Here is a 20,421-nt window from a genome sequence, read left to right on the forward strand (position 1 = left end):
TAGTGGCCTGCGATGCGCGAACACGCCGTGTTCCGGGCGGGTTCACCCCATGGCGTGGAAAGTCAGATGAACGCACCGGGGCGCGGCCGGAGACGCTCAGCCGCTGCCCGGGACTCCGACCGGCCGCCGCACGCCGGGCCTGAGCGCCGCGGGGCCGTCCGGGGTGGCCGTCGGGCCGCGGGCCGTATCAGGTGGTCGTCTCGGACGTGCTGCCGCGCAGGAGGTCGGGGCGTGCATCGGTGAGGGCGAAGGCCCGCTGGAGCGGTTCCAGCAGTTCGCGGTCGATGCGGTAGACGCGTGCTCGCCGGCGCCGAGGACGGCGCGCGCCTCTGGTGGCAGTGATGGGCAGGGCGGAGGCTGAGTCTCCGCCCTCACTGCTCTCGAGGCGGCGGCTGCTGGTAGTGCGGATACTGCGGGGCCGGTCCGGGAGGAGACGGAGGGTAGGGGTGGTACGGGGCCTGTCCGGGAGGCGGCGGGTAGGCGTGGTGCGTGCCCGGGGCCGGGTAGGGCTGGTAGTGGGCCGGCGGGTGTGGAGGGGAGACCGGGCTGGGGGCCGGTGGTGCGCCGGGGCCGCTGCGGTTGCGGCGGCGGACTGCCACCACGAGGATGACGGCCGCGACAACTGCGAGCACCGCTGCCGCGCCGCCGGCGAAGGCGAGTCTGATGCCGGAGACGGGCTGCTCCCCTGAGGCCGCTGCCGGTGGGCGCGTGCGCGTGGGCTGAATCTGGCCGAGGGGGTTCTTCTCCGGCCCTGCGGGGATGTCCATGGTGAGCGCGGAGTAGGGGCGGACGATGCCGTAGCCGTACTCCTCGTCGGGGGCCGTCAGCCCTTCGTGGTGGGCCAGGGTGGCCGACTTGATCAGTCGGTTGATCACCTGGCCGGCGGTCAGGTCGGGGTATTTGGCTCGGACCAGGGCTGCCGCGGCCGAGACGAAGGCCGTGGCATCGGAGGTGCCGCTGCCCGCACCATAGCCGTTGTCCATGGCGGGGTCCGCTCCGACGATGTCCACACCCGGAGCGGTGAGCACCAGCCCCTCGCCGGTGTTGGAATCCGTCCAGAGGTTGGCGTCCTCATCGACGGCGCCGACGGAGACCACGCCAGGCAGTGCGGCAGGTTCGCTGACAGCGGCGCTGCCCGCATTGCCCGAACCCGCTACCACGACGACGTCGTGGGCCTGGGCGTAGGCGATCGCGTCCCGTCCGTCCGAGATGGTTCGCGACCCTCCCTGGGCCGCGAACGACATGTTGATCACTTGCGCGCCGTGATCGACTGCGTACCGGACGGCGGCGGCCCACGTTTCGTCGAGGTTCCTGTCCTGCCGGGTCTGCAGGGTACGCAGCGGAAGTATCTTGGCTTTCGGGGCGAGCCCCATCACGCCGGAGGCGTTGCCTGTGCCGTGGCCGTGGGCGGCGATGATGCTGGCCATTTTCGTGCCGTGGCCTACGAGGTCCTCGTGTGCGTTGCCGCCGCCGGTGAAGTCCTTGCCGTCGAGTACCTGGCCAGTCATGTCCGGGTGGTCCGCATCGACGCCGGAGTCGATCACGGCGACGGTGACGCCCTCGCCCTGGGACTGGGCCCAGACGTCCTCTACCGCGAACGCGTCCAGGGCCCATTGCCGGTCTCTGATGTAGTCCGCCGACGCGGGCGTGGCCGTGGTGAACAGCAAGGCTCCCGCCATCGCCACAGCTCCCGCCGTGGACAGCATCCGCGTGGTCCTCACCGGAAAACACCACCGGCTATGTCAGGGCCCTTGCCGCGAAGCCGGGCCGCGCGACCGGCCGCAGTCCGCCGCTGTCGCGCACAAACGATGTCATGCGCCCGGAGAGCATCCGGGTATGTGCCTGTACGGCCGGTGGAGTTGGTCATGCGGGCCATCGTCGCAGGAGCGTCCCGGCCGTATCCAACCGGCTTGCGGCCGTCGCATCACACACAGTCAGCCAGGAACGCGGCCCGAGAGGACCATGGCGGCTCGCACCATGATCGAAACCGGTCCCAGGGACTGCGGCCGCACGGGCGCAGAGGTCAGACGGACGAGCGCGGCCGGCCGATGCGGGCCGGCATCAAAGACCGGGGGAGCGCGGTGAGGTCGTCCGGCTCGGCACGGTGACAGGGCAGCGCCGGCGCAGCGACTGGTGGAGACGGCAGAACGCGGCGGCCTCCTGCTCGGTCAGGGGCGGCCCGTCCACGGCCAGGGCCTACGAGGCACGGCCAGGGGCCCCGGTTTCCTCGCGCAGCAGGGTGTGGCCGCCGCGGCGGATGACGGTGACGGACGCGGTCCGCGGGTGCCACTCGGCGGCGGTGACGATATCGGCAAGCGCCCGGAGGCAGGTGCCGTGCCCGGCGCGCGTGGTGAACCGGCCGGTTCCGCCCGTCTGCAGGGCCCGGGCGTAGCGCAGGGCGATGGCTAGTCGATTGTCGGCCGAGCGGACGGCCAGGACGACGAAGGCCAATGACTGGCTCGTAGGTGTCCGTCTCGGTGTCGATCGTCAGCCGCATGCCTGCCCCTGGGTAATCACCGCCGGGGTCAACCTGCCGTACCGGCGTCCGGGCCGTCCGGTGACCGGACAGAACGCCGGTGGGCAGCGTCCGGCAGGCGAGAGCGGGCGGAAGCAGACCTGTCTGACCCGGGCCGGGGCCGCTGAGGTGGTGGTGCCGCCGGCCTGGATCTGGCGTCGGGGTGCCTTGGCCGGGTGGTCGGGCCTGTCCGCTTCCGCCCAGCGCGTGGACTGCTGGACGGAAGCGGGGCGGTCCCCTTCGGTCGTTCTTCAGCACAAGGGGGCCGCGCGGCCTTCCGAACCGGAAGGTGCGACGCCGGGGAGGCGCCTGTCTTCCATAGTGCGCCATCCTCCTGGCATTGCAATGAAAAGTACGGCTTCGACACTAAAAGCGTTCATTGTGCCTGTGTTTGCTGCTTCCTGTGGCTGTCATGGGGTAGGAAGCTCCGCTCGCCGCACGGCCATTGTTCCGTAAGTCCATGATCACGTTGAGTGGTGTGCGCCCGGCGCACCATGCTGTCGACCAGTTCCTCCACGGCGCGTCAGCACCGCTGTGGAGGAACGCTTCCGAACCCTTTTCTTCCTCTCAGGGAAGGTGCGATGAACAACAGGCAGGTGATGACCGTGGCCGTTGTGGTGGCGGTCCTCGCGTGGAGCACGGTGATGACCGTGCTGGGACAGCTCGCGGCCGTGGCCGCGCTGCTGCCCTCCCTCGGGCTCCTCATCCAGCAGATCGCCTCCGCGGGCAGCGGCGGGCGAGGGACACGGCCGGGCACGGCGCCGACGGCGGCCGCGCCGGCCGGGAGTGAGGAGCCGTGATGAAGAAGCCTCCCCCGGTCCCCGAGCAGCCCGACGGTGATCCTCCGAGCCGGCGCGGCCGCCCTCCGGAGCCGATCTGCGAGGAAGCCGGTGTGCTCCACCGGACCTGGCTGGAGCCGGTCCGTGACCGGTTAACCGCCAGCGGCCTGACCCTGGACGACCTCGTCAGCCGCTCCGGCTACTCCAAGACCAGGCTGTCCGAACTGCTGCGCGGCAAGGACTACTACCCGGGCTGGGAAATCACCTACAGCGTCGTACGGGCCCTGGACCTGCCCGTGGGCCCGGTGCGCCGGCTGTGGACGGCGGCCGCGGTGGAGGCCGAGAAGGACGCTGACTGGATCAGCAGCCGGATCCGCGACGTCCAGCCGTCCGGCCCGGACGAGCAGCCCGTCGCCCACCGCGGACTCACCCAGGCGATGTGGGACCCCTACACCGCCTACGCGCAGGCCTTCCTGCAGACCGAACACCGGGCCCGCCAGCTGGTCGCCCAGACCTTCGACATCCTCTGGCTTACCTGGCACGAGGCGACCCTCAGCCCCGCCACACCCCGCCACGCCTGGCAGTTGCTGCGCTCCCGGGTCAACGCCATCGCCGCCAAGCGGCCCGACGGCCGCCCCGACCTGAGGCCGGCGGCGTTCTCCACCGCCGTCCAGGCCGACATCATGGACCTCGCCGACCGCCTGGCCCGGATCGACACCCTCGCGCAGTTCTTCGACGCGATCACCCATCTGCCCGCCGACCAGATGGACATCACCGTCCTGCGCTACCTGTGCGGCCTTGCCAAGGACGCCGTGCCCGGCATCGTCGGCCTGTCCCCGGCCCTCACCCACAGCCTGGAGCGCCACGCCCGAGGGGCCCTGCGCCAGCTCCGCCCCGACACCGATCCCCAGGAGTGATTCCCCCGCCATGCCCACCATCGACGACCTCCTCGCCCAGTCGCTTCTCCTGCGCCGCCCCCACGTTCCCTGCGACGTCATCCCGTACGACGAACTGGCCTACGCCGGACTCCTCCCCGACGAGGACCTGCCGCAGTGGGGCGACGACGGGCCCGGCCCGGCCGACGAAGGTGCCGCCCAGTGCCTCACCGCCCTGTGCGAGGCGGTCGTCGCCCACTGCACCGCCGACCAGTTCGCAGACTTCCTCACCGACCAGCTGCCCCAGCCGCGGGCCGCCTGGATCCTCGGCTGCGTCCTGCAGCTCGCCGGCGCCGAGGACGGCGCCCGCTTCTGGTGGCAGTACGCGGCCGGCGCCGACGGCGCCCCCGCCTCCTACTGCCTCTACCTGCAGCACCTGTCCCGCGGCGACACCCACGCCGCCGCCTTGTGGCACGCCCAGGCCGATGTCCACGACGCCCAGGACGACCAGACGCACCCCGGCCAGGACGCCCCGGCCTACCGGATGGTGACCGCCGACACCAGCCTCTCCACGGTCCTGCGCATCCTGAGCCTGCTCAACCACACCGCCCCGCGCCGGCACACACCCGCCGCGCGGGCCGTCATCGAGTTCGTCGACGCCGCCGTCGCCATCGGCTACGACCGCCACCCCGACCTGGAAATCCCGCTCCCCGGTACGCACTTCGCCGAACAGCTGAACGTCATCCTCGCGGCAACATCCGGATCCGGGGAAAACCCGCCGCACCCCGCACCCAGCGGGGAGAGCACCGAGGCGCTGCCCAACCGGTCCCCGCAGGACAGCGCCTCCGAACCCGTCCCGGCCCGGGAACGGCCGCAGGGCCCCAAGCAGTTGCTGGTGGAAGTCACCTCCGAAGAGCATGAACCCGCCACCGTACGCGGCCTGTTCGAAGCCGCCGTCCCCGTGTGCTGGGAGACGGCCATCGCTGCCACAACCGTGGACGGACGGGGATCGCGCATGACCTACTACCTGAACCGCTTCCGCACCCGGGCCGCCCTGGCGCTGTCATCCGCCCCCGTCAGGCGCGGCACCAGGACACCGTCCGGCGTAGCCACATCAGGCATTCCCGGACTGTGAGCGAAACCATCCACGGCCGGATGAACTACCGCGCGGCACGCCTGCCGCGCTCCTCCCGCCGGTTGCGTACGGTCATCGGAGGCGGCCGAACGGCCAAAGCCCCGGCCCGTACGGCGGCGTGGCGGGGCAGTCGGCCGTGGCGGCGCTGAGGGCCGCGGTGGCACGGGCAGGTGCGCCGGAGGCGCGGGCTGGCGGGAACCGCATCCGGTGCGACCGGACCGGGCGGGGACGGGGGCGCGAACGCTTTCAGGACGCCCTGCAGGCTGCCCGCGACGCACTCGCGGCCATCCAGGGGTACTTCCGGCTGGTCCAACCTGCAGACGGGCATGGCCCCGGGCGGCCGGGTTCCTGTGCGCGGCGATACGCCGCGACCAGTTCCGGCGGCCTGCGTGGCTCATCAGTCTCTCGGGTGACGTCCCGGCGGAAGTCAGCATCTTCACTGGACATCCTCGCGGTCTCCTCGATTTTTCTCCCCGGGATGATCACTTTCGGTATGCTCCGGACGCTCTATTCGCACCACTGAGGGGGGATTCCTCATGCGTATTCATCGTGTTGTGACCGCCGCCGTGACCAGTGCCGCGGTCAGCGCGCTCGGCCTCGCCATGGCCGCTCCGGTCCAGGCTGCCGAGTACTCGTCGGCTCTGAAGGTCAAGGGCATCCAGTACGACGCTCCCGGCCGGGACTCCAACAAGTGCTCGGGCGGCAACACCAAGAACGAGTACCTGACGATCAAGAACTATTCGAAGAAGTCGAAGGTCAACCTCAAGGGCTACGTGGTCAAGGACGCTGCCGGCAACAAGTTCACGTTCAAGAACAGCCACACCCTGGAGCCCGGCGACTACGTGAACCTGCGCGGCGGCAAGGGCACCGACTCCGACGCCAAGAACGTCGTCTACCGCCAGAACTGCAACTTCATGTGGAACAACGACAAGGACACCATCTACCTGTACAAGCCTGGCGGCTCCCGCGCCGACGTCCACGCGTACACGAAGAAGGCCAACGACAAGGACGGCAACGGCTACATCACCTACCACGGCTGAGCAGCGATCACTCGGAGGAGGGCCGGCTGCCGGGCACACCCCGGCGGCCGGCCCTCCCTGCGCTGCAGACGGCTGCGGCGGATCCGGTCCACGCTCGCTGTACGCCGTCGCAGCCGGCCCGAAGCGGCGCAGGGACGCGCGGAGGGCCGTCCGCACGGCTTGTCTCGTGCAGCACCCCCTCTTCGTGGACGGCTCACGAGCGGGCACCGCCCAGCGGCTGCCGGCGGGCCCATAGGGCGTCACGGGAAAACTGCTGCCAGGCAGCCGATGTGCTCCGGTTCTACCAGCAGTAGAATCGTCGTATGGGCAAACCTACGAGCATCAAGACCAGCGAGGACGTCCGTGATCGGCTTCGTGTCCTCGCCGAGGAGCGCAACACCACGATCACCGAGCTCCTGGAGGAGCTGGCCTCCCGTGAACTTACGGGGGCCGAGCGGGAGCAGCGTGCCGTCGAGGCGGCCCGGGAGCTCGGCATCGAGTACACCGAGCAGGTCCAGCGTGCCGGCCAGGACGCCTGGGCGCGGATCCGGGCCCACCAGGGCGGCGCCGCCGCGTGAATGTGACGGCCGTCCTGGACCACACCGCTTTGGCCGCCCTGTACCGGGCGGACCCCTTTTTCACCGGCCTGTACATCGAGGCCTCGCGTGGCACCGGTCGCGTCCTGGTGCCATCGCTGTCCGTCCTGGCTGCCGAGCGGCAGCTGGCCGGCGCGGGCCGGCACGCCGCGGGCCTGCGGTTCGCTGAAAGTGTGCCGTTCACCGCGGCGCACGCGGTGGACGCGATGGACTGGAAGAACACGGACTGGCCGGTGGCGCATGCCGCAGCCATCGCCTGGCAGGCGCTGAAGACGGGGGAGCCGCTGACGCTGCTGTCGCTGGAGCCCGGCCTGTATGCGCACACCGGCATCACCCCGCTGGACCCCACCTGATCAGAGGACTGGCCTGCGGAGCGGGCGGGGGCGGTCGTGGGACATCCCCCGTCAGCAGCGCGCTGGCACCGTTATGGGTGTAGCGCGAAGCCAGTGTCCGGCGGAGGCGCCGCTCGTTGCAGCGACAGGAAGAGCCGGTGCCTTCCGGTCTGGTGCCCGTCCAGCCTTCGGGGAGATACCCATGAGCGGTACCGCGCGGGGAGCCGCCCGCTGCTGATCGATGTCAAGAACACGATCGGTATGAATGCCAGCCCGTCCGCAGTACTGGCGCGTCTGGAGGCCCTGCTGCAGCACACCGGTCCGCGGCACCAGGCGGTCGCCGCGTGTTCCGACACCGCATACGCCCTGATGTCGTCAAGGTATTGGATCGCAACGGTGTGCGATTACTGCTGTCCGACACCGACAAGAATGCCGCTGACCGTCTTCCGGGGAGGGCAAGGTTGTACATCCACGGGCGATGCCGAGCATGGTGTGGTGGACGCCGTCGCCTTTGAGGCGGCAGTCGCGGATGATCGTCCAGGTCTTCATACGGGCGAAGACGTGCTCGACGTGGGCTCGGACCTGCTTGTGAGACTGGTGGTGTTCCTCTTACCAGGCCGTCAGTGCCTGGTCGCGCTCGCGGCGGTGCGGGATGACAAGTCCGGTGCTCAGGTTGCCACCGTCGGCGATCGTGGGGGTTTCGCCAACGGCGGCCTTGGCGCCGGACTCATCCCATGCTTTGCAGTCGTTGCGGTTCCCGGCGAGCGGTCGGCCGACCACGACGACCAGGCGCGCGTCGGCGTCAAAGACGACCTGGTGGTTGGTGAAGTACCGATAGCTTTTCGACCGCTCGGCGATCGTGTGGTCGCGGGTGGGCACCAGGGTGCCGTCCATGATGAGCACAGTATCTTTGGCGAACCGTTTGCCGGGCTGGAGAGCGAGCATTGGCCCGAGGTGGTCGATGACCCGGTTCGCCGCCGGCTTCGACACCCGAACAGAGGGGCGAGCTGCCGCATGGTCAGGTTCGTGCGCCAATATGCCGCGACCAGCAAGACCCGGTCCTCCAGCGGAAGGTTCCACGGGCGGTTTTTTGCAGACCTCGTCCGCACCTTCGCACCGCAGCATGGTCACCAGCTTTCCGAAGACACGTGGGGTCAGCCCGGTGAGCGGGGTTGTCCAGGACGGCTCCGACGCCGTGATCACACCAGCCACATCAAGATCATCCCAAGCCGGTTAGGGTGCATTCTTCGAGCCAAGGGACTGGGGAACGAATGATGGAGCAGGACCAAGCCGTGCAGCTCGCAGGAGTGTTCCTCGTGCAGAGCCAGCGTGAAAACGAGCCGCCTCTCGCCATCGACGCAGAGCGGGTCCGGGAGAGCAACGGGCTCCTCATCGTGCCCTACAACTCTGTGCAGTACCTCGACTCACGTGATCCGAGAGAGCAACTGCTGGACTGTTGGTCCATCCTTGTCGACCTGGCACGCGGAGACGTGCGATTCGGGACCCTGGATGAGCGACATCTGTGGAAGAACCCGAGCACCTGACGAGGCCGCCGCTGCTCGCAACCGCCGTTACGTGACAGCCCTCAGCCGACCAACCGCTCCGGCCCTCGCACCGCTGCCCTAACTTCACCGAACGGCTCGTTCCGTAACAGGGGCACCGAATGAGATGGCCGCGGCCTTCGGGCGCTCCCGTTGCCTGCTCGTCGTCCTCGTGTCTTCTCCGCAGAGCGTCGTTGGAGGCGCTGCAGCGGAGGGAGATACGAAGTACGGCGAACCGACCCTCAGTGCGGCGTTAACTTCCTGTTCTCCGAAGAAATTACTTCCGTTCAACATTGCGCGAGCCTTTTGGGCATCTGAAAGCCTCACATCTCATTTAATGCAGGCATAAATTACTCCGATGTGACCTGGATCACTATGTATTTCGCGCGCTCCCCACCTTTATGATCGCGGCTGTCTTTGTGGTGCTTGTGTGATACATGGGGTGGGGTTGTGAAGCGGCACCGGCGAAAATTGCATTTTCCTGCGGAAAACCTATACCAGAACCAAGTTTTGGTAAAAATGCTAAGTCTGGTGCTTGTCGCCGGATGCCTGTCTCTGGCCGGGGCGCCCGTTGCAGTCGCCGATGCGGCGGCCGCGCAGACTCCTGCCGAGCAGGCCGCTGCTTCTGGCGAGCCGGTGGAGGTGGAGGCGGAGCGCACCGAGTACACGCAGACCTTCGCCAACCCGGACGGGACCTACACCCTGAAGCAGGCGACTTCCCCGCAGCGGGCCAAGGATGCCTCCGGAGCATGGCATGACATCGACACCACGCTGGTGCGCCGTGACGACGGCACGGTCGGGCCCCGTTACACCGCAGTGGAGGCATCCTTCTCCGGTGGCGGCACGAAGGACATGGTCCGGCTGGAGCAGGACGGGCAGGAGTTGTCCGTGGCGTGGCCCGGTGAGCTGCCGGAGCCTTCGCTGGAGGGTGCGACGGCCACCTACGCCGAGGTCCTACCGGGCGTCGACCTGCAGCTGACGGCGATGCCGGACGGGTACCGCGAGATCCTGGTGGTCAACTCCGCCGAGGCCGCGCAGAACCCGGCGCTGGAGCAGTTGCGGTTCGCGGTGGCCGGGAAGAGCGTCTCGGTCATCCCCGGCGCCGCCGGCGGGCTGCGCGCGGTCGACGCCGACGGCAACGCGGTGTTCACCGGTCCTGCAGGCCAGATGTGGGACTCCGCCGGCACCAGCGAGGAAGGTGCCGAGGCGCAGAGCCCGCGCACGGCAGCCGCCGAGACCCTCTCCACGGCGGCCGACGACACCGACGAGGGAAAGGCGGCAGCCGACGGCGACACTCCGCCGGGGCCCGGAGCCGGCGCGGCCACCGCCACCCTGCCGGTACAGGTCGAGGACGGCAGCATCGCCGTCGCCCCCGACCTGACCCTGCTGCGCGGCGACGACACCGTCTACCCGGTCTTCATCGACCCGTCGGTCGGCCTGTCCCGCTCCGAGCGCACCGTGCTGTCCTCCGACGGCGACGCGTTCTACCAGTTCTCTGGCGAGTACGGCGTGGGCCGCTGCTCGAACGCGGACGGCTACTACTGCGGCGAAAACTACGCCAACCGCATGTACTTCGAGTTCAGCCCCTCCGCCCTGGCCGGCAAACACGTCCTGCACGCCACATTCCGCGCGCACGAGACCTGGTCGTTCAACTGCGACCCCTACACAGTCACTCTGGAGCGCACCGGGAACATCTCCGAGGGCACGCGCTGGCCCGGCCCGGCCATCGGCGCGCTGATGGACTCCCGGAAGGTCTCCGCCGGCCGCGGGGACAACTGCAGCCCGGCCCAGCCGGACTCCTGGATCGAGTTCGACGGCAGTCTGACCAAGAACGTACAGAACTTCGCCGACGGCAAGTTCTCCCGTCTCACGCTGATGCTGCGCGCGCTGGACGAGAGCGAGCCGCGCGCGTGGAAGCGGTTCGACAGCAACGGTGAGATCACCGTCGACTACGTCCCCAACCCCGGTGTGCCGATCAACGTCGGGATCATTCCGGGCGTGGCCGGGGCGAACGCGCACGGCTACTGCCAGCCGGCCGACGACCCGCTGGCCGTCACTGTGGACCAGCCCACGGTGCGGGGCCGGGTGGAGACGCAGATATCGCCGGGCACCAATGACAGCAAGGGCCAGCTGAAGATCAACTACCGGATCGCGCGGCAGCTGGCGGACGGCACCTGGGAGGAGATCTGGGCCGAGGACGCCCCCGACTCCGGGTACGTCCCGGACGGCACCCTGCTGGATGAGCAGACCACGAAACGCACCGACGGCACCGTCTACCGCTACCGGGCCCGCACCCAGTCCCACTGGTCCTACAACGGCAGCACCGGTGAGCTGTACTCGTCGTTCTCGCCGTGGTGCTACTTCGTCATCGACTCCACGGCCCCCAAGGCTCCGCAGATCCACCCCGCCGACCCGGTCAACGGATCCCCGTACGTGGAGTGCGTCACCGACTCCTGCCCGCCCAAGGGCGGAGCGGGGACGGCCGGCAGTTTCGTGTTCGAACCGAACAGCGCCGATACGGACATCAGCAAGTACCAGTGGGTGCTGACCGGCCCGAGCGGGAAAGTCGGCCCCACCCATACGGTCACGGCCGAGGCCGACCACACGGCCGAGGTGACCGACGTCACCCCGAGCCTGGGCGGCACACACCACCTGACGGTATGGGCGATGGACGTCCGCGCCCGAACCGGTACCCCCGAGACCTTCGACTTCCAGGTGAGCCTGCCGCGGGGACCGGTGGGCCGGTGGCGCTTCGACGACGCCGTGCCCGGCTCGGGCGTGACCACCGCGAAGGACAGTTCGGCCGACGATCCGCAGCACGACCCGGACGCCGCCACCCATGACCTGACCCTGCGTGACGGCGCGGGCTTCTCCAGCATGGCCCGCCGCGGCGACGAGGACACCTCCCTGTGGCTGGACAGCAGCAACCCTGCCGCGCAGCAGGCCTACGCCGACACCACTCTGCCGGCAGTGAACACCGCCCGCTCGTTCACCGTCTCCGCCTGGGTCTACCTCACCGACGACTCAACCAGCCGCATGATCCTCACCGAGCCCGGCACCCAGGCACAGGCCTTCGCCCTGTACTACTCCTCCTCCACGAAGTCCTACGCCTTCCACTACACGGCCACCGACACCGCCACCCCCGTCTTCGCCAAAACCACCGCCACCACCACCGATCCGCCGCTGCGCGTATGGACCCACGTCGCCGGCGTCTACACGGCCGCCACCGACACCGCGGGCAACCGGGCGCCGAAGAACGACACCATCCAGCTCTACGTCAACGGCCGCGCCCAGGGCGACCCGGTGAACGTGTACGACTCCGCGCCCAGCTACGTGCCTTGGGAGGCGAGCCAAGGTCTGCAGGTCGGCAGGTCCGTCGTGCGGGGCACGGCCGGGCAGTACTTCCGCGGCCGTATCGACGAGGTCGCCGCCTGGCAGGATGCCCTGTCCGCAGAGCAGATCGCCACGGAAGCCCAGGCTGCCGAGGACAAGGTCCCCGCCATCGAACTGGTCGCCGACTGGAACGCCGAGAACTCCACGGGAACCTCGGTCAGCGAGTTCTCGCCCTACCCGCTCAGCAACATGACGTTGTCCTCCGGCGCACACCTGGACGCGGACACCAGCGCGATGGTTCTGGACGGCAAGGGCGGCTACGCCTCCGTCACAGGTCCCGTGGTCGACGAGACGGGTTCGTTCACCGTCTCCGCCCAGGCCCAGCTCGACCCTGCCGTCCTGAACACCCAGCCCGACGGCTACCAGGCCCAGATCGCCGGCCAGGCCGGCACCGGGGGAGCCTCCTGGGCACTGGCGGTGAAAAAACTCGCCGCGGACGCCTACGTATGGCAGTTCCAGCGCACCACCTCCACCGGCACCACCGTGACCAGCGCTGATGTCACCAACCTGACCGAACTCGCCGACACCAGCGCCCCGGTGACACTGACCGGCGTGTACGACGCCCAGGACCAGGGTGGCCGCCTGCACCTGTACATCGGCAGCACCCAGGCCGACGACGGCGACAACAACACCTTCACCACGCCCCGCCAGGCAACCGGAACCCTGTCCATGGGCGGCACCACCAGCAGCAGCTACTTCGCCGGACAACTGTCCCGGCTGCGGATCTGGACCGGGGCCATGACCTACGACGAGGTCCGCGACCGCGTCATCGCCACCGACTGACCCCGACTCCCGGTGGGGGAAGCGGCACTCCCCGCTTCCCCCACCGGCCCGGCAGCCCCTCCGGCCGCGCCCTTCGCCACCCTGCCGCCGCACATCCGCGCGGCCTCCCACGTCATGCCCCGGGAACGGGGTTCTGGATGGAGCCTGGACATGAGACCCATGCCGTTGTTCCGCCGCCGCCCTTCGGCCTTGCACAGAGGCCGCTGGCCCGGCCGCATCGCCACCGCCGCCGCCTTCGCCCTGCTGCCCGGCCTCCTCAGCCCCGTCACCGCGCTCGCCCAGGACGCCCAGCCCCTGGGCCGCCCGGATGCCCCGAAGCAGGTGTCGGCCAAGACGGTCCCGTTGAAGCCGAAGAAGACAGCGACCTCCTTGAAGATCGCCCGGCAGGAGGCGGCCGACCAGAAGGCCGCCGCCCGCGCCGTACGGGACCAGGACACCGCCGTCACCTGGCCGGCCGCAGCTTCCACCACGCTGACCCTGCCCGCCACCGGCGAGGCCACCGCCAAGGCGGGCACCCTGCCGCTCTCCCTGGCCGCGCCCACCGGCGCCGCTGCGCGGACGGAGAAGCAGCCGGCGCGGTCGGTCAAGGTCAAGGTGCTCGGCCGCAAGGAGACCAAGAACCTCGGCGTCAAGGGCCTGGTCCTCGCCGTCACCGGCCCGCGCGGCGGCGGGGCCGCCGAACTGGGCATCGACTACTCCGCCGTCGCCCAGGCCTACGGTGGCGACTGGGCCGGCCGTCTGACCGCGCTCCGGCTGCCCGACTGCGCCCTCACCGACCCCGGCACAGCCGCCTGCCGCACCACAACCCCGGTAGCCACGGTCAACGACCGCGGCACCCGCACCCTCCGCGCCCAGCTCGCCTTCACCCCGGCCCCCGCCACGAAGACGACGACGGCGGCGGCAGCGACAGCCGAGGGCCAGACCGTGCTGCTCGCACTGGCGGCCACCGCCCAGTCCGGCGGCGGCGACTACAAGGCCACGGCGCTGTCCGCCTCCTCCACCTGGCAGGCCGGCGGCTCCTCGGGCACCTTCACCTGGAACTACCCCCTCAAGACCCCGCCGGCCGCGGCGGGCCCCGCCCCGGACCTGGCCATCTCCTACGACTCCGGCAGCGTGGACGGCCGCACCGCCAACACCAACAACCAGGGCAGCCAGGTCGGTGAGGGCTTCGACCTGACCTCGTCCTACATCGAGCGCAAGTACGGCTCCTGTGACGACGACGGCCAGGACGACAAGTACGACCTGTGCTGGAAGTACGACAACGCCTCCCTCGTCCTGAACGGCAAGGCCACCGAACTCGTCAAGGACGACACCACCGGTATCTGGCACCTCAAGGACGACGACGCCTCCGTCGTCACCCACTCCACCGGTGCCGACAACGGCGACGAGGGCGACACGGGCAGCGACGGCAAGGGCGAGTACTGGACCGTCGTCACCGGCAACGGCACCAAGTACGTCTTCGGCCTGAACAAACTCGACGGCGCCGGCAGCGAACGCACCAACAGCGTGTGGAGCGTGCCCGTCTACGGCGACGACAGCGGCGAACCCGGCTACAGCAGCGGCAGCACCCTCGACGACCGCGCCAAGACCCAGGCCTGGCGCTGGAACCTCGACTACGTCGAGGACACCAACGACAACGCCATGAGCTACTGGTACACCGCCGAGACCAACAACTACGACACCCTCGGCGACGACTCCACCGGCACCGCCTACACCCGCGGCGGCTACCTCACCAAGATCCTCTACGGCCAGCGGGCCGGCTCCCTGTTCACCGCCACCCCCGCCGCCTCCGACAAGGTCACCTTCAGCTACGCCGAACGCTGCACCCGCGAGGGCACCGACTGCGACGAGCTGACCGAGTCCACCAGCCCGCGCTGGCCCGACGTGCCCTTCGACGCCATCTGCAAGGACGGCGACAAGTGCACCGGCAACGCTGGCCCCACCTTCTTCACCCGCAAGCGCCTGACCGGCATCACCACCTACGCCTGGAACGCCGCCCTGAGCACCGGCGCGGACTTCGAGGCCGTCGACTCCTGGGATCTCACCCAGACCTACGCCGACCCCGGTGAGAGCGGCGACTCCGCCGACCAGTCACTGGAACTGCAGTCCATCCAGCACACCGGCGAACACGGCACCGCCCTGTCGATGGAACCGGTCACCTTCACCTACGAGTTCCTCACCAACCGCGTCGACGGCGCCACCGACGACATCCTGCCTCTGGCCAAACCACGTCTGACCGGTATCACCAGCGAGACCGGCGGCAAGACCGCCGTCACTTACGCCGCCGCGCAGTGCGTCGCCGGGCAGACCATGCCCCGGCCCGACCAGAACACCACCACCTGCTACCCCGTGTACTGGCGGCCCAACGGCGGCGACGTCGACCCCACCCTGGACTGGTTCCAGAAGTACCCCGTCACGGCCGTCAACACCACCGACGAAACCGGCGCCTCGGGCACCATCACCGACACCTACCAATACGCCGGCGGCGGCGCCTGGCACTACAACGACGACCCCATGACGCCGGAGAAGGAGCGCACCTGGTCCCTCTGGCGCGGATTCGAGAAGGTCACCCACCTCACCGGCCCCGCCGACGGCACCCAGAGCAAAACCGTCACCGTTTACATGCGCGGCATGAACGGCGACCGCCTCCTCAAGGACGACGGCAAGACCCTCGACCCCGACGCCCGCAGAACCGCCCAGAGTACCGGCGTCAAGGCTGCCGCCCTCACCGACTCCGATCAGTACGCCGGCTTCACCCGCGAAACCGTCACCTACAACGGCACCGACGAAGTCACCGGAACCATCAACGACCCCTGGTCACGCAAGACCGCCACCCAGCACAAGTCCTACGCTGACACCGAGGCCTACTACGTCCGCAGCAACGCCGCCCACACCCGCACCCGCGTCACCAGCGGATCCACCGCCACCGACCGCACCCGCTCCACCGCCACCACCTACGACGACTACGGCATGCCGGAAACCGTCCAGGACAGCGGCGACGACGCGGTCAGCGGCGACGAGACCTGCACCCGCACCTGGTACGCCCGCAACCCCGAGACCGGCCTGACCTCCCTGGTCTCCCGCACCCGCACCACCGCCAAGCCCTGCGCCACCGCCGACAGCTCCCTGGACCTGCCGGCCGACTCCACCACCGCCGGTGATGTCATCTCCGACGCCGCCACCACCTACGACGCTGCCACCGCCTGGACCGCCGACCAGACCCCGACCCACGGCCTGCCCCGCTGGTCCGGCCGCGCCACCGGCTACACCAGCACGGGCCAGCCGACCTGGCAGAAGGCCAGCACCACCACCTACGACACGCTCGGCCGCCCCCTCGTCGTCGCCGACACCAACGACACCCAGGTCAGCGCGACCGTCTACACCCCTGCGGACACCGGCCCGCTGACCGCCACCGCGGTCGCCGACGCCAAGAGCTACACCACCAAGAGCGTCATCGACTTCGCCACCGGGGCCGCCCTGAAGGTCACCGACCCCAACAACAAGATCACCGAGTCCACGTACGACAGCCTCGGCCGCGTCACCCAGACCTGGCTCGCCAACCGGCTCCGCATCGCCGGCGCCGCACCGAACTACAAGTACGAGTACCACCTGTCCAAGGACGCCGCGTCCTGGGTCGCCACCAGCACCCTCACCCCCACCGCCTCCGGCTACAACACCACCTACACCATCTACGACTCCCTCCTGCGCGCCCGCGAAACCCAAGTCCCCTCCCCGTCCGGCGGCCGCATCGTCACCCTGACCCAGTACGACACCCGCGGCCTGGCCGACAGCGTCCTGAGCGACATCTGGGACGCCGCCAACGCCCCTTCCGGCACCCCGGCCACCGTCGAGGGCGGTCAGGCCCCGATGCAGGTCGACACCACCTACGACGGCGCGGCCCGGGCCACCACCGTCGAAACCAAGATCAAGGGCGTCCACCACTCCACCACGACCACTACCTATCAGGGCGACCGCGTCCTGCAGAGCGCTCCTGACGGCGGCCAGGCCACCGCCACCCTCACCAACACCCTCGGTCAGACCACCGAGACCCGCGAATACGCCTCACCCGAGCCGACCGGCTCCTACAACCACACCCGCTACACCTACGCCCCGGCCGGCCAGCAGAAAACCATCACCGCCCACGACAACAGCACCTGGTCCTACACCTACGACCTCTACGGTCGCCAGACCAGCACCACCGACCCCGACAAGGGCACCGTCCAGACCCACTACAACACCCTCGACCAGGTCGACTGGACCCAGGACGCGGAAAACCGCAAACTCCTGTACGCCTACGACACCCTCGGCCGCAAGACCGACCTGTGGCAGAGCAACAACACCGACGCCAACAAGCTCGCCCACTGGGACTACGACCAGGTCGCCAAGGGCCAGCAGGACACCGCCACCCGCTACGTCGGCGGCGCCACGGGCCAGACCTACGTCCAGAAGACCACCAAATTCGACGGCCTCTACAACGCCACCGCCAGCCAGCTCACCCTCCCCGCCGACGACCCGCTCGTCACAGCAGGCGTTCCCCAGACGCTGAAGTTCGAAGCGAACTACAACGCGGCCAACCTGTTGTCCGGCATCGGTGACCCAGCTGTCGCGGGCCTGCCCCTCGAAGGCATCACCCCCGCTTACGACAATCTCGGCAACCCCAAGACCGTCACCGGTACCTCCGGCTATCTCCTGGGCACGGCCTATAGCGAACTGGGCGATCCGACCACGCTCACCGTGGGCATGGACTCCACCAGCTCCGCCCGCAAGGCCTACCTCAACTACGCCTACGAGACCGGCACTCGCCGCCTGACCAGGTCCTACGTCACCGACGACACCCACGGCTACATGCCGCAGGACCTCCACATCACCCAGGACCTCGCCGGCAACGTCACCTCCCTCAGCGACGTCGCCACCCTCGGCGGCACCGGCCAGGCTGACAACCAGTGCTTCACCTACGACGGCTACGGCCGCATGACCCAGGCCTGGACCCCCAAGACCGCCGACTGCTCCACCACCGGCCGCACCACCGCCAACCTCGGCGGCGCCGCCCCTTACTGGACGACCTACACCTATACCGACGCCGGACAACGCGACACCGAGACGCAGAACACCACCACCGGCACCCAGACCACCGATTACACCTACGGCACCGCCACCGGCCAGCCCCACCCCCTGACCAGCACCACCGGCCCCGAAGCCGCCACCTACACCTACGACAAAACCGGCAACACCACCCACCGCCCCGGCACCAGCACCACCCAGACCCTCACCTGGAACACCGAAGACCGACTCGTCGGCCTCACCGAAGGCACCAAACAGACCAACTACCTCTACGACGCCGACGGCAACCTCCTGATCCGCCGCGCCACCGGCGACGGCGACACCATCCTCTACCTCGGCGACACCGAAGTCCGCCTCACCGTCAAGGGCACCACCAAAACCCTCACCGGCACCCGCTACTACACCGCCGGCGCCCAGACCATCGCCGTCCGCACCGCCACAGCAGGCACAACGGGCACCAAACTCAGCTTCCTGGCCTCTGACCCCCACGGCACCGCAAGCCTCGCCCTGGACGCCACGACCTGGGCCATCACCAAGCGCTACACCACCCCCTTCGGCGCAGCGAGAGGAGCGACAACCGGCGTCTGGCCCGACGACAAACGCTTCCTCGGCAAAACCGAAGACACCACTACCGGCCTCACCCACCTCGGCGCCCGCGAATACGACCCCGCCACCGCCCAATTCATCAGCGTAGACCCCGTCCTCGCGGTTGACGCACCTCAATCCCTCAACGGCTACTCCTACGCCGGCAACGCCCCGGCCACTACGTCGGACCCGACCGGCCTGTGCGCGGACCTCGACTGTCCCACCCGTAATTGCGCGTACTGCCTCAACTCCACCCCCACCGACCCCAACCCCAAAGCAATCAATGACCGTCCTGGATCCGGAAGCACCCCCAACAACTACTTCCCCGGTCAATCGCCCTACAGCGGCGCAAGCACCGTCGGCACTGCCAACGGCAATCAGGCAACCACTGGAGGCGGTGACGGCGGCGGATTCACCGGCTGGCTCAAGGGCGCTGCGGACACCTTCGTCAACTACGGGTCGGCCATGCTGCAACCCGACATCGTCGTGGGCGCCGGCGAGACAGCATTTGGCATCTTCATGGCCAACTTCGGCCTGCTCGAAGGTGTGGCAGGCGGAGCCGTCTGCGTAACTGGTATCGGATGCGTCGCCGGAGCACCAGCTGTAGCGATGGGAACCGGCCTTGTTGTCGGCGGCGGGTACGCTGCAGCAGACGGTATTGGCCGTATAAGTAAGGGCCTCGGCACAGCGCTGCGGGAAGCCGAGGGAACTGCAACCGGGAGCACGGGATCTTCTTCACAGGTTGCTTACGGGGGAACCGACCTCAGTCAATCCGTACAATTGCAACGCCTGATCGACGCAAACAAAAAAAACAACTACGCAGCTGGCCGTCTGGAGGACGGTACGATTCTAGTTGGAAGATCAAGCAAGGCAGAACATGCAGAAGAGTCTGTGATACGACAGGCCGACGGGCAGAAGATCGTCGACCTATATAGTGAACTAGAGCCATGCGCCAACAAGTGTGCAGGAAAGACAGAAAATATGAATGTTACGTACAGTTGGCGCTGGAATGGTGTCGATCGGGCACAGTCAAAGGACGCAATGAAGAAGGCGATCAACGAACTATTCAGTTCTCCGTGATGTGTAGGCGTCCGGATACTACGGTTCTAGGATGACGGGTGGGTGATTAGTGTACGCTAGTCACCCACCCCCTCCCGAGAGATGAGTTCGTCATGTCAAGCAATGACTTCGAATTGCATGCAATGACCTTGCAAGATAAATCACTTCGCAAAATATACTCCATTTCAACTGAGTCGGTTGGTGAGATTTTTCGGCCACTACAGGCACTGGAGTACACGCGAATTAATGGGCGTTCGTTTATTCATTTTGGTTTCACAGGGGCCTCGGGTAGACTGCTAGTCGACGCCGAGAATGGGAAAGTAATGGAGACGCATGGAGAATCCGGCATTTCGTTCGTCAATTCCTCCCTCGCCGAGTATGCGGATTGCCTCTCCTTCTTCTCCTCCCTGTTGTCCGAGTTTGAATCCGAGGAAGGTGTCGAGTCCGACGAAAATGAGGATGAAGATGAACGGCTGGCCCGGAAACTGGAAGAAGAGATTCGGAGAATTGACGCGCAGGCCTACCAGGAGAATACTTACTGGTATGAGATTAGGTGGGGGGTTTCACTTGGGGATTTCACGTAGGTTATCATCTGAGTAGTGCGAGCTCGATGGCGGCGCTTAGCGAGGCGCACCCTATGCGGCGGCGGCCATTGTGGCCATATCTGGCGCACGAGCCCTCTTCCTGTTTCGCAGAACGTACGCACGCCCGAGTATCACTCAGAGAGAGCAGAATTCCAACTGCTGAG

12 protein-coding genes and 1 pseudogene are annotated in these 20,421 nt (G+C 68.2%); 10 read left to right on the forward strand and 3 right to left on the reverse strand.

Features of this window, described 5'->3' with window-relative positions; all coding sequences use genetic code 11:
• Positions 1-371: 371 nt before the first annotated feature.
• Both mycP and J7I94_RS11065 read right to left on the reverse strand, forming a co-directional pair.
• Positions 372-1,706, reverse strand: a complete 1,335-nt coding sequence (mycP, locus tag J7I94_RS11060) for a type VII secretion-associated serine protease mycosin (RefSeq protein WP_215166840.1) — start codon at positions 1,704-1,706, stop codon at positions 372-374.
• Positions 1,707-2,196: 490 nt separating this feature from the next.
• Positions 2,197-2,451 carry a hypothetical protein gene (locus tag J7I94_RS11065; RefSeq protein ID WP_215166841.1) on the reverse strand — a complete coding sequence of 85 codons (255 nt, stop codon included), beginning with the start codon at positions 2,449-2,451 and terminating at the stop codon, positions 2,197-2,199.
• A 645-nt stretch (positions 2,452-3,096) separates the two neighbouring features.
• On the opposite strand from J7I94_RS11065, the gene J7I94_RS11070 reads away from it, so the two are divergent.
• The 6 genes from J7I94_RS11070 (at position 3,097) to J7I94_RS11095 (ending at position 7,272) form a co-directional block, all read left to right on the forward strand.
• Complete coding sequence (locus tag J7I94_RS11070) at positions 3,097-3,315, forward strand: hypothetical protein (protein WP_215166842.1); 219 nt, start codon at positions 3,097-3,099, stop codon at positions 3,313-3,315.
• Positions 3,315-4,211 carry a helix-turn-helix transcriptional regulator gene (locus tag J7I94_RS11075; RefSeq protein ID WP_215166843.1) on the forward strand — a complete coding sequence of 299 codons (897 nt, stop codon included), beginning with the start codon at positions 3,315-3,317 and terminating at the stop codon, positions 4,209-4,211. The genes J7I94_RS11070 and J7I94_RS11075 overlap by 1 nt, the downstream gene beginning before the upstream one ends.
• Positions 4,212-4,221: 10 nt before the next feature.
• Positions 4,222-5,304 carry a hypothetical protein gene (locus tag J7I94_RS11080; RefSeq protein WP_215166844.1) on the forward strand — a complete coding sequence of 361 codons (1,083 nt, stop codon included), beginning with the start codon at positions 4,222-4,224 and terminating at the stop codon, positions 5,302-5,304.
• A 536-nt stretch (positions 5,305-5,840) separates the two neighbouring features.
• Positions 5,841-6,344, forward strand: a complete 504-nt coding sequence (locus J7I94_RS11085; protein ID WP_215166845.1) for a lamin tail domain-containing protein — start codon at positions 5,841-5,843, stop codon at positions 6,342-6,344.
• Between the two features lie 302 nt (positions 6,345-6,646).
• Complete coding sequence (locus J7I94_RS11090; RefSeq protein ID WP_215166846.1) at positions 6,647-6,901, forward strand: hypothetical protein; 255 nt, start codon at positions 6,647-6,649, stop codon at positions 6,899-6,901.
• Positions 6,898-7,272, forward strand: a complete 375-nt coding sequence (locus J7I94_RS11095) for a PIN domain-containing protein (RefSeq protein ID WP_215166847.1) — start codon at positions 6,898-6,900, stop codon at positions 7,270-7,272. Before J7I94_RS11090 ends, J7I94_RS11095 begins: the two co-directional genes overlap by 4 nt.
• A gap of 424 nt (positions 7,273-7,696) precedes the next feature.
• Here the strand turns inward: J7I94_RS11095 and J7I94_RS11100 are convergent.
• Positions 7,697-8,463, reverse strand: a pseudogene (locus J7I94_RS11100) (transposase); the annotation flags it as partial.
• A gap of 59 nt (positions 8,464-8,522) precedes the next feature.
• Here J7I94_RS11100 and J7I94_RS11105 point away from each other — a divergent pair.
• The 4 genes from J7I94_RS11105 to J7I94_RS11120 all read left to right on the forward strand — a co-directional run bounded on the left by J7I94_RS11105 (position 8,523) and on the right by J7I94_RS11120 (position 20,257).
• Complete coding sequence (locus tag J7I94_RS11105) at positions 8,523-8,795, forward strand: YrhB domain-containing protein (protein ID WP_215166848.1); 273 nt, start codon at positions 8,523-8,525, stop codon at positions 8,793-8,795.
• A gap of 528 nt (positions 8,796-9,323) precedes the next feature.
• Positions 9,324-12,968 (forward strand): LamG domain-containing protein, encoded by a 3,645-nt coding sequence (locus J7I94_RS11110; protein ID WP_308114542.1) that lies wholly within the window; start codon positions 9,324-9,326, stop codon positions 12,966-12,968.
• A gap of 150 nt (positions 12,969-13,118) precedes the next feature.
• Entirely contained in the window at positions 13,119-19,694 is a 6,576-nt protein-coding gene (locus tag J7I94_RS11115; RefSeq protein WP_215166850.1) for an RHS repeat-associated core domain-containing protein, read from the forward strand.
• A 92-nt stretch (positions 19,695-19,786) separates the two neighbouring features.
• Positions 19,787-20,257, forward strand: a complete 471-nt coding sequence (locus J7I94_RS11120) for an SUKH-4 family immunity protein (RefSeq protein WP_215166851.1) — start codon at positions 19,787-19,789, stop codon at positions 20,255-20,257.
• The last annotated feature ends 164 nt before the right edge of the window (positions 20,258-20,421 follow it).

This window comes from Streptomyces sp. ISL-12 (assembly GCF_018614415.1).
Taxonomy (GTDB): domain Bacteria; phylum Actinomycetota; class Actinomycetes; order Streptomycetales; family Streptomycetaceae; genus Streptomyces.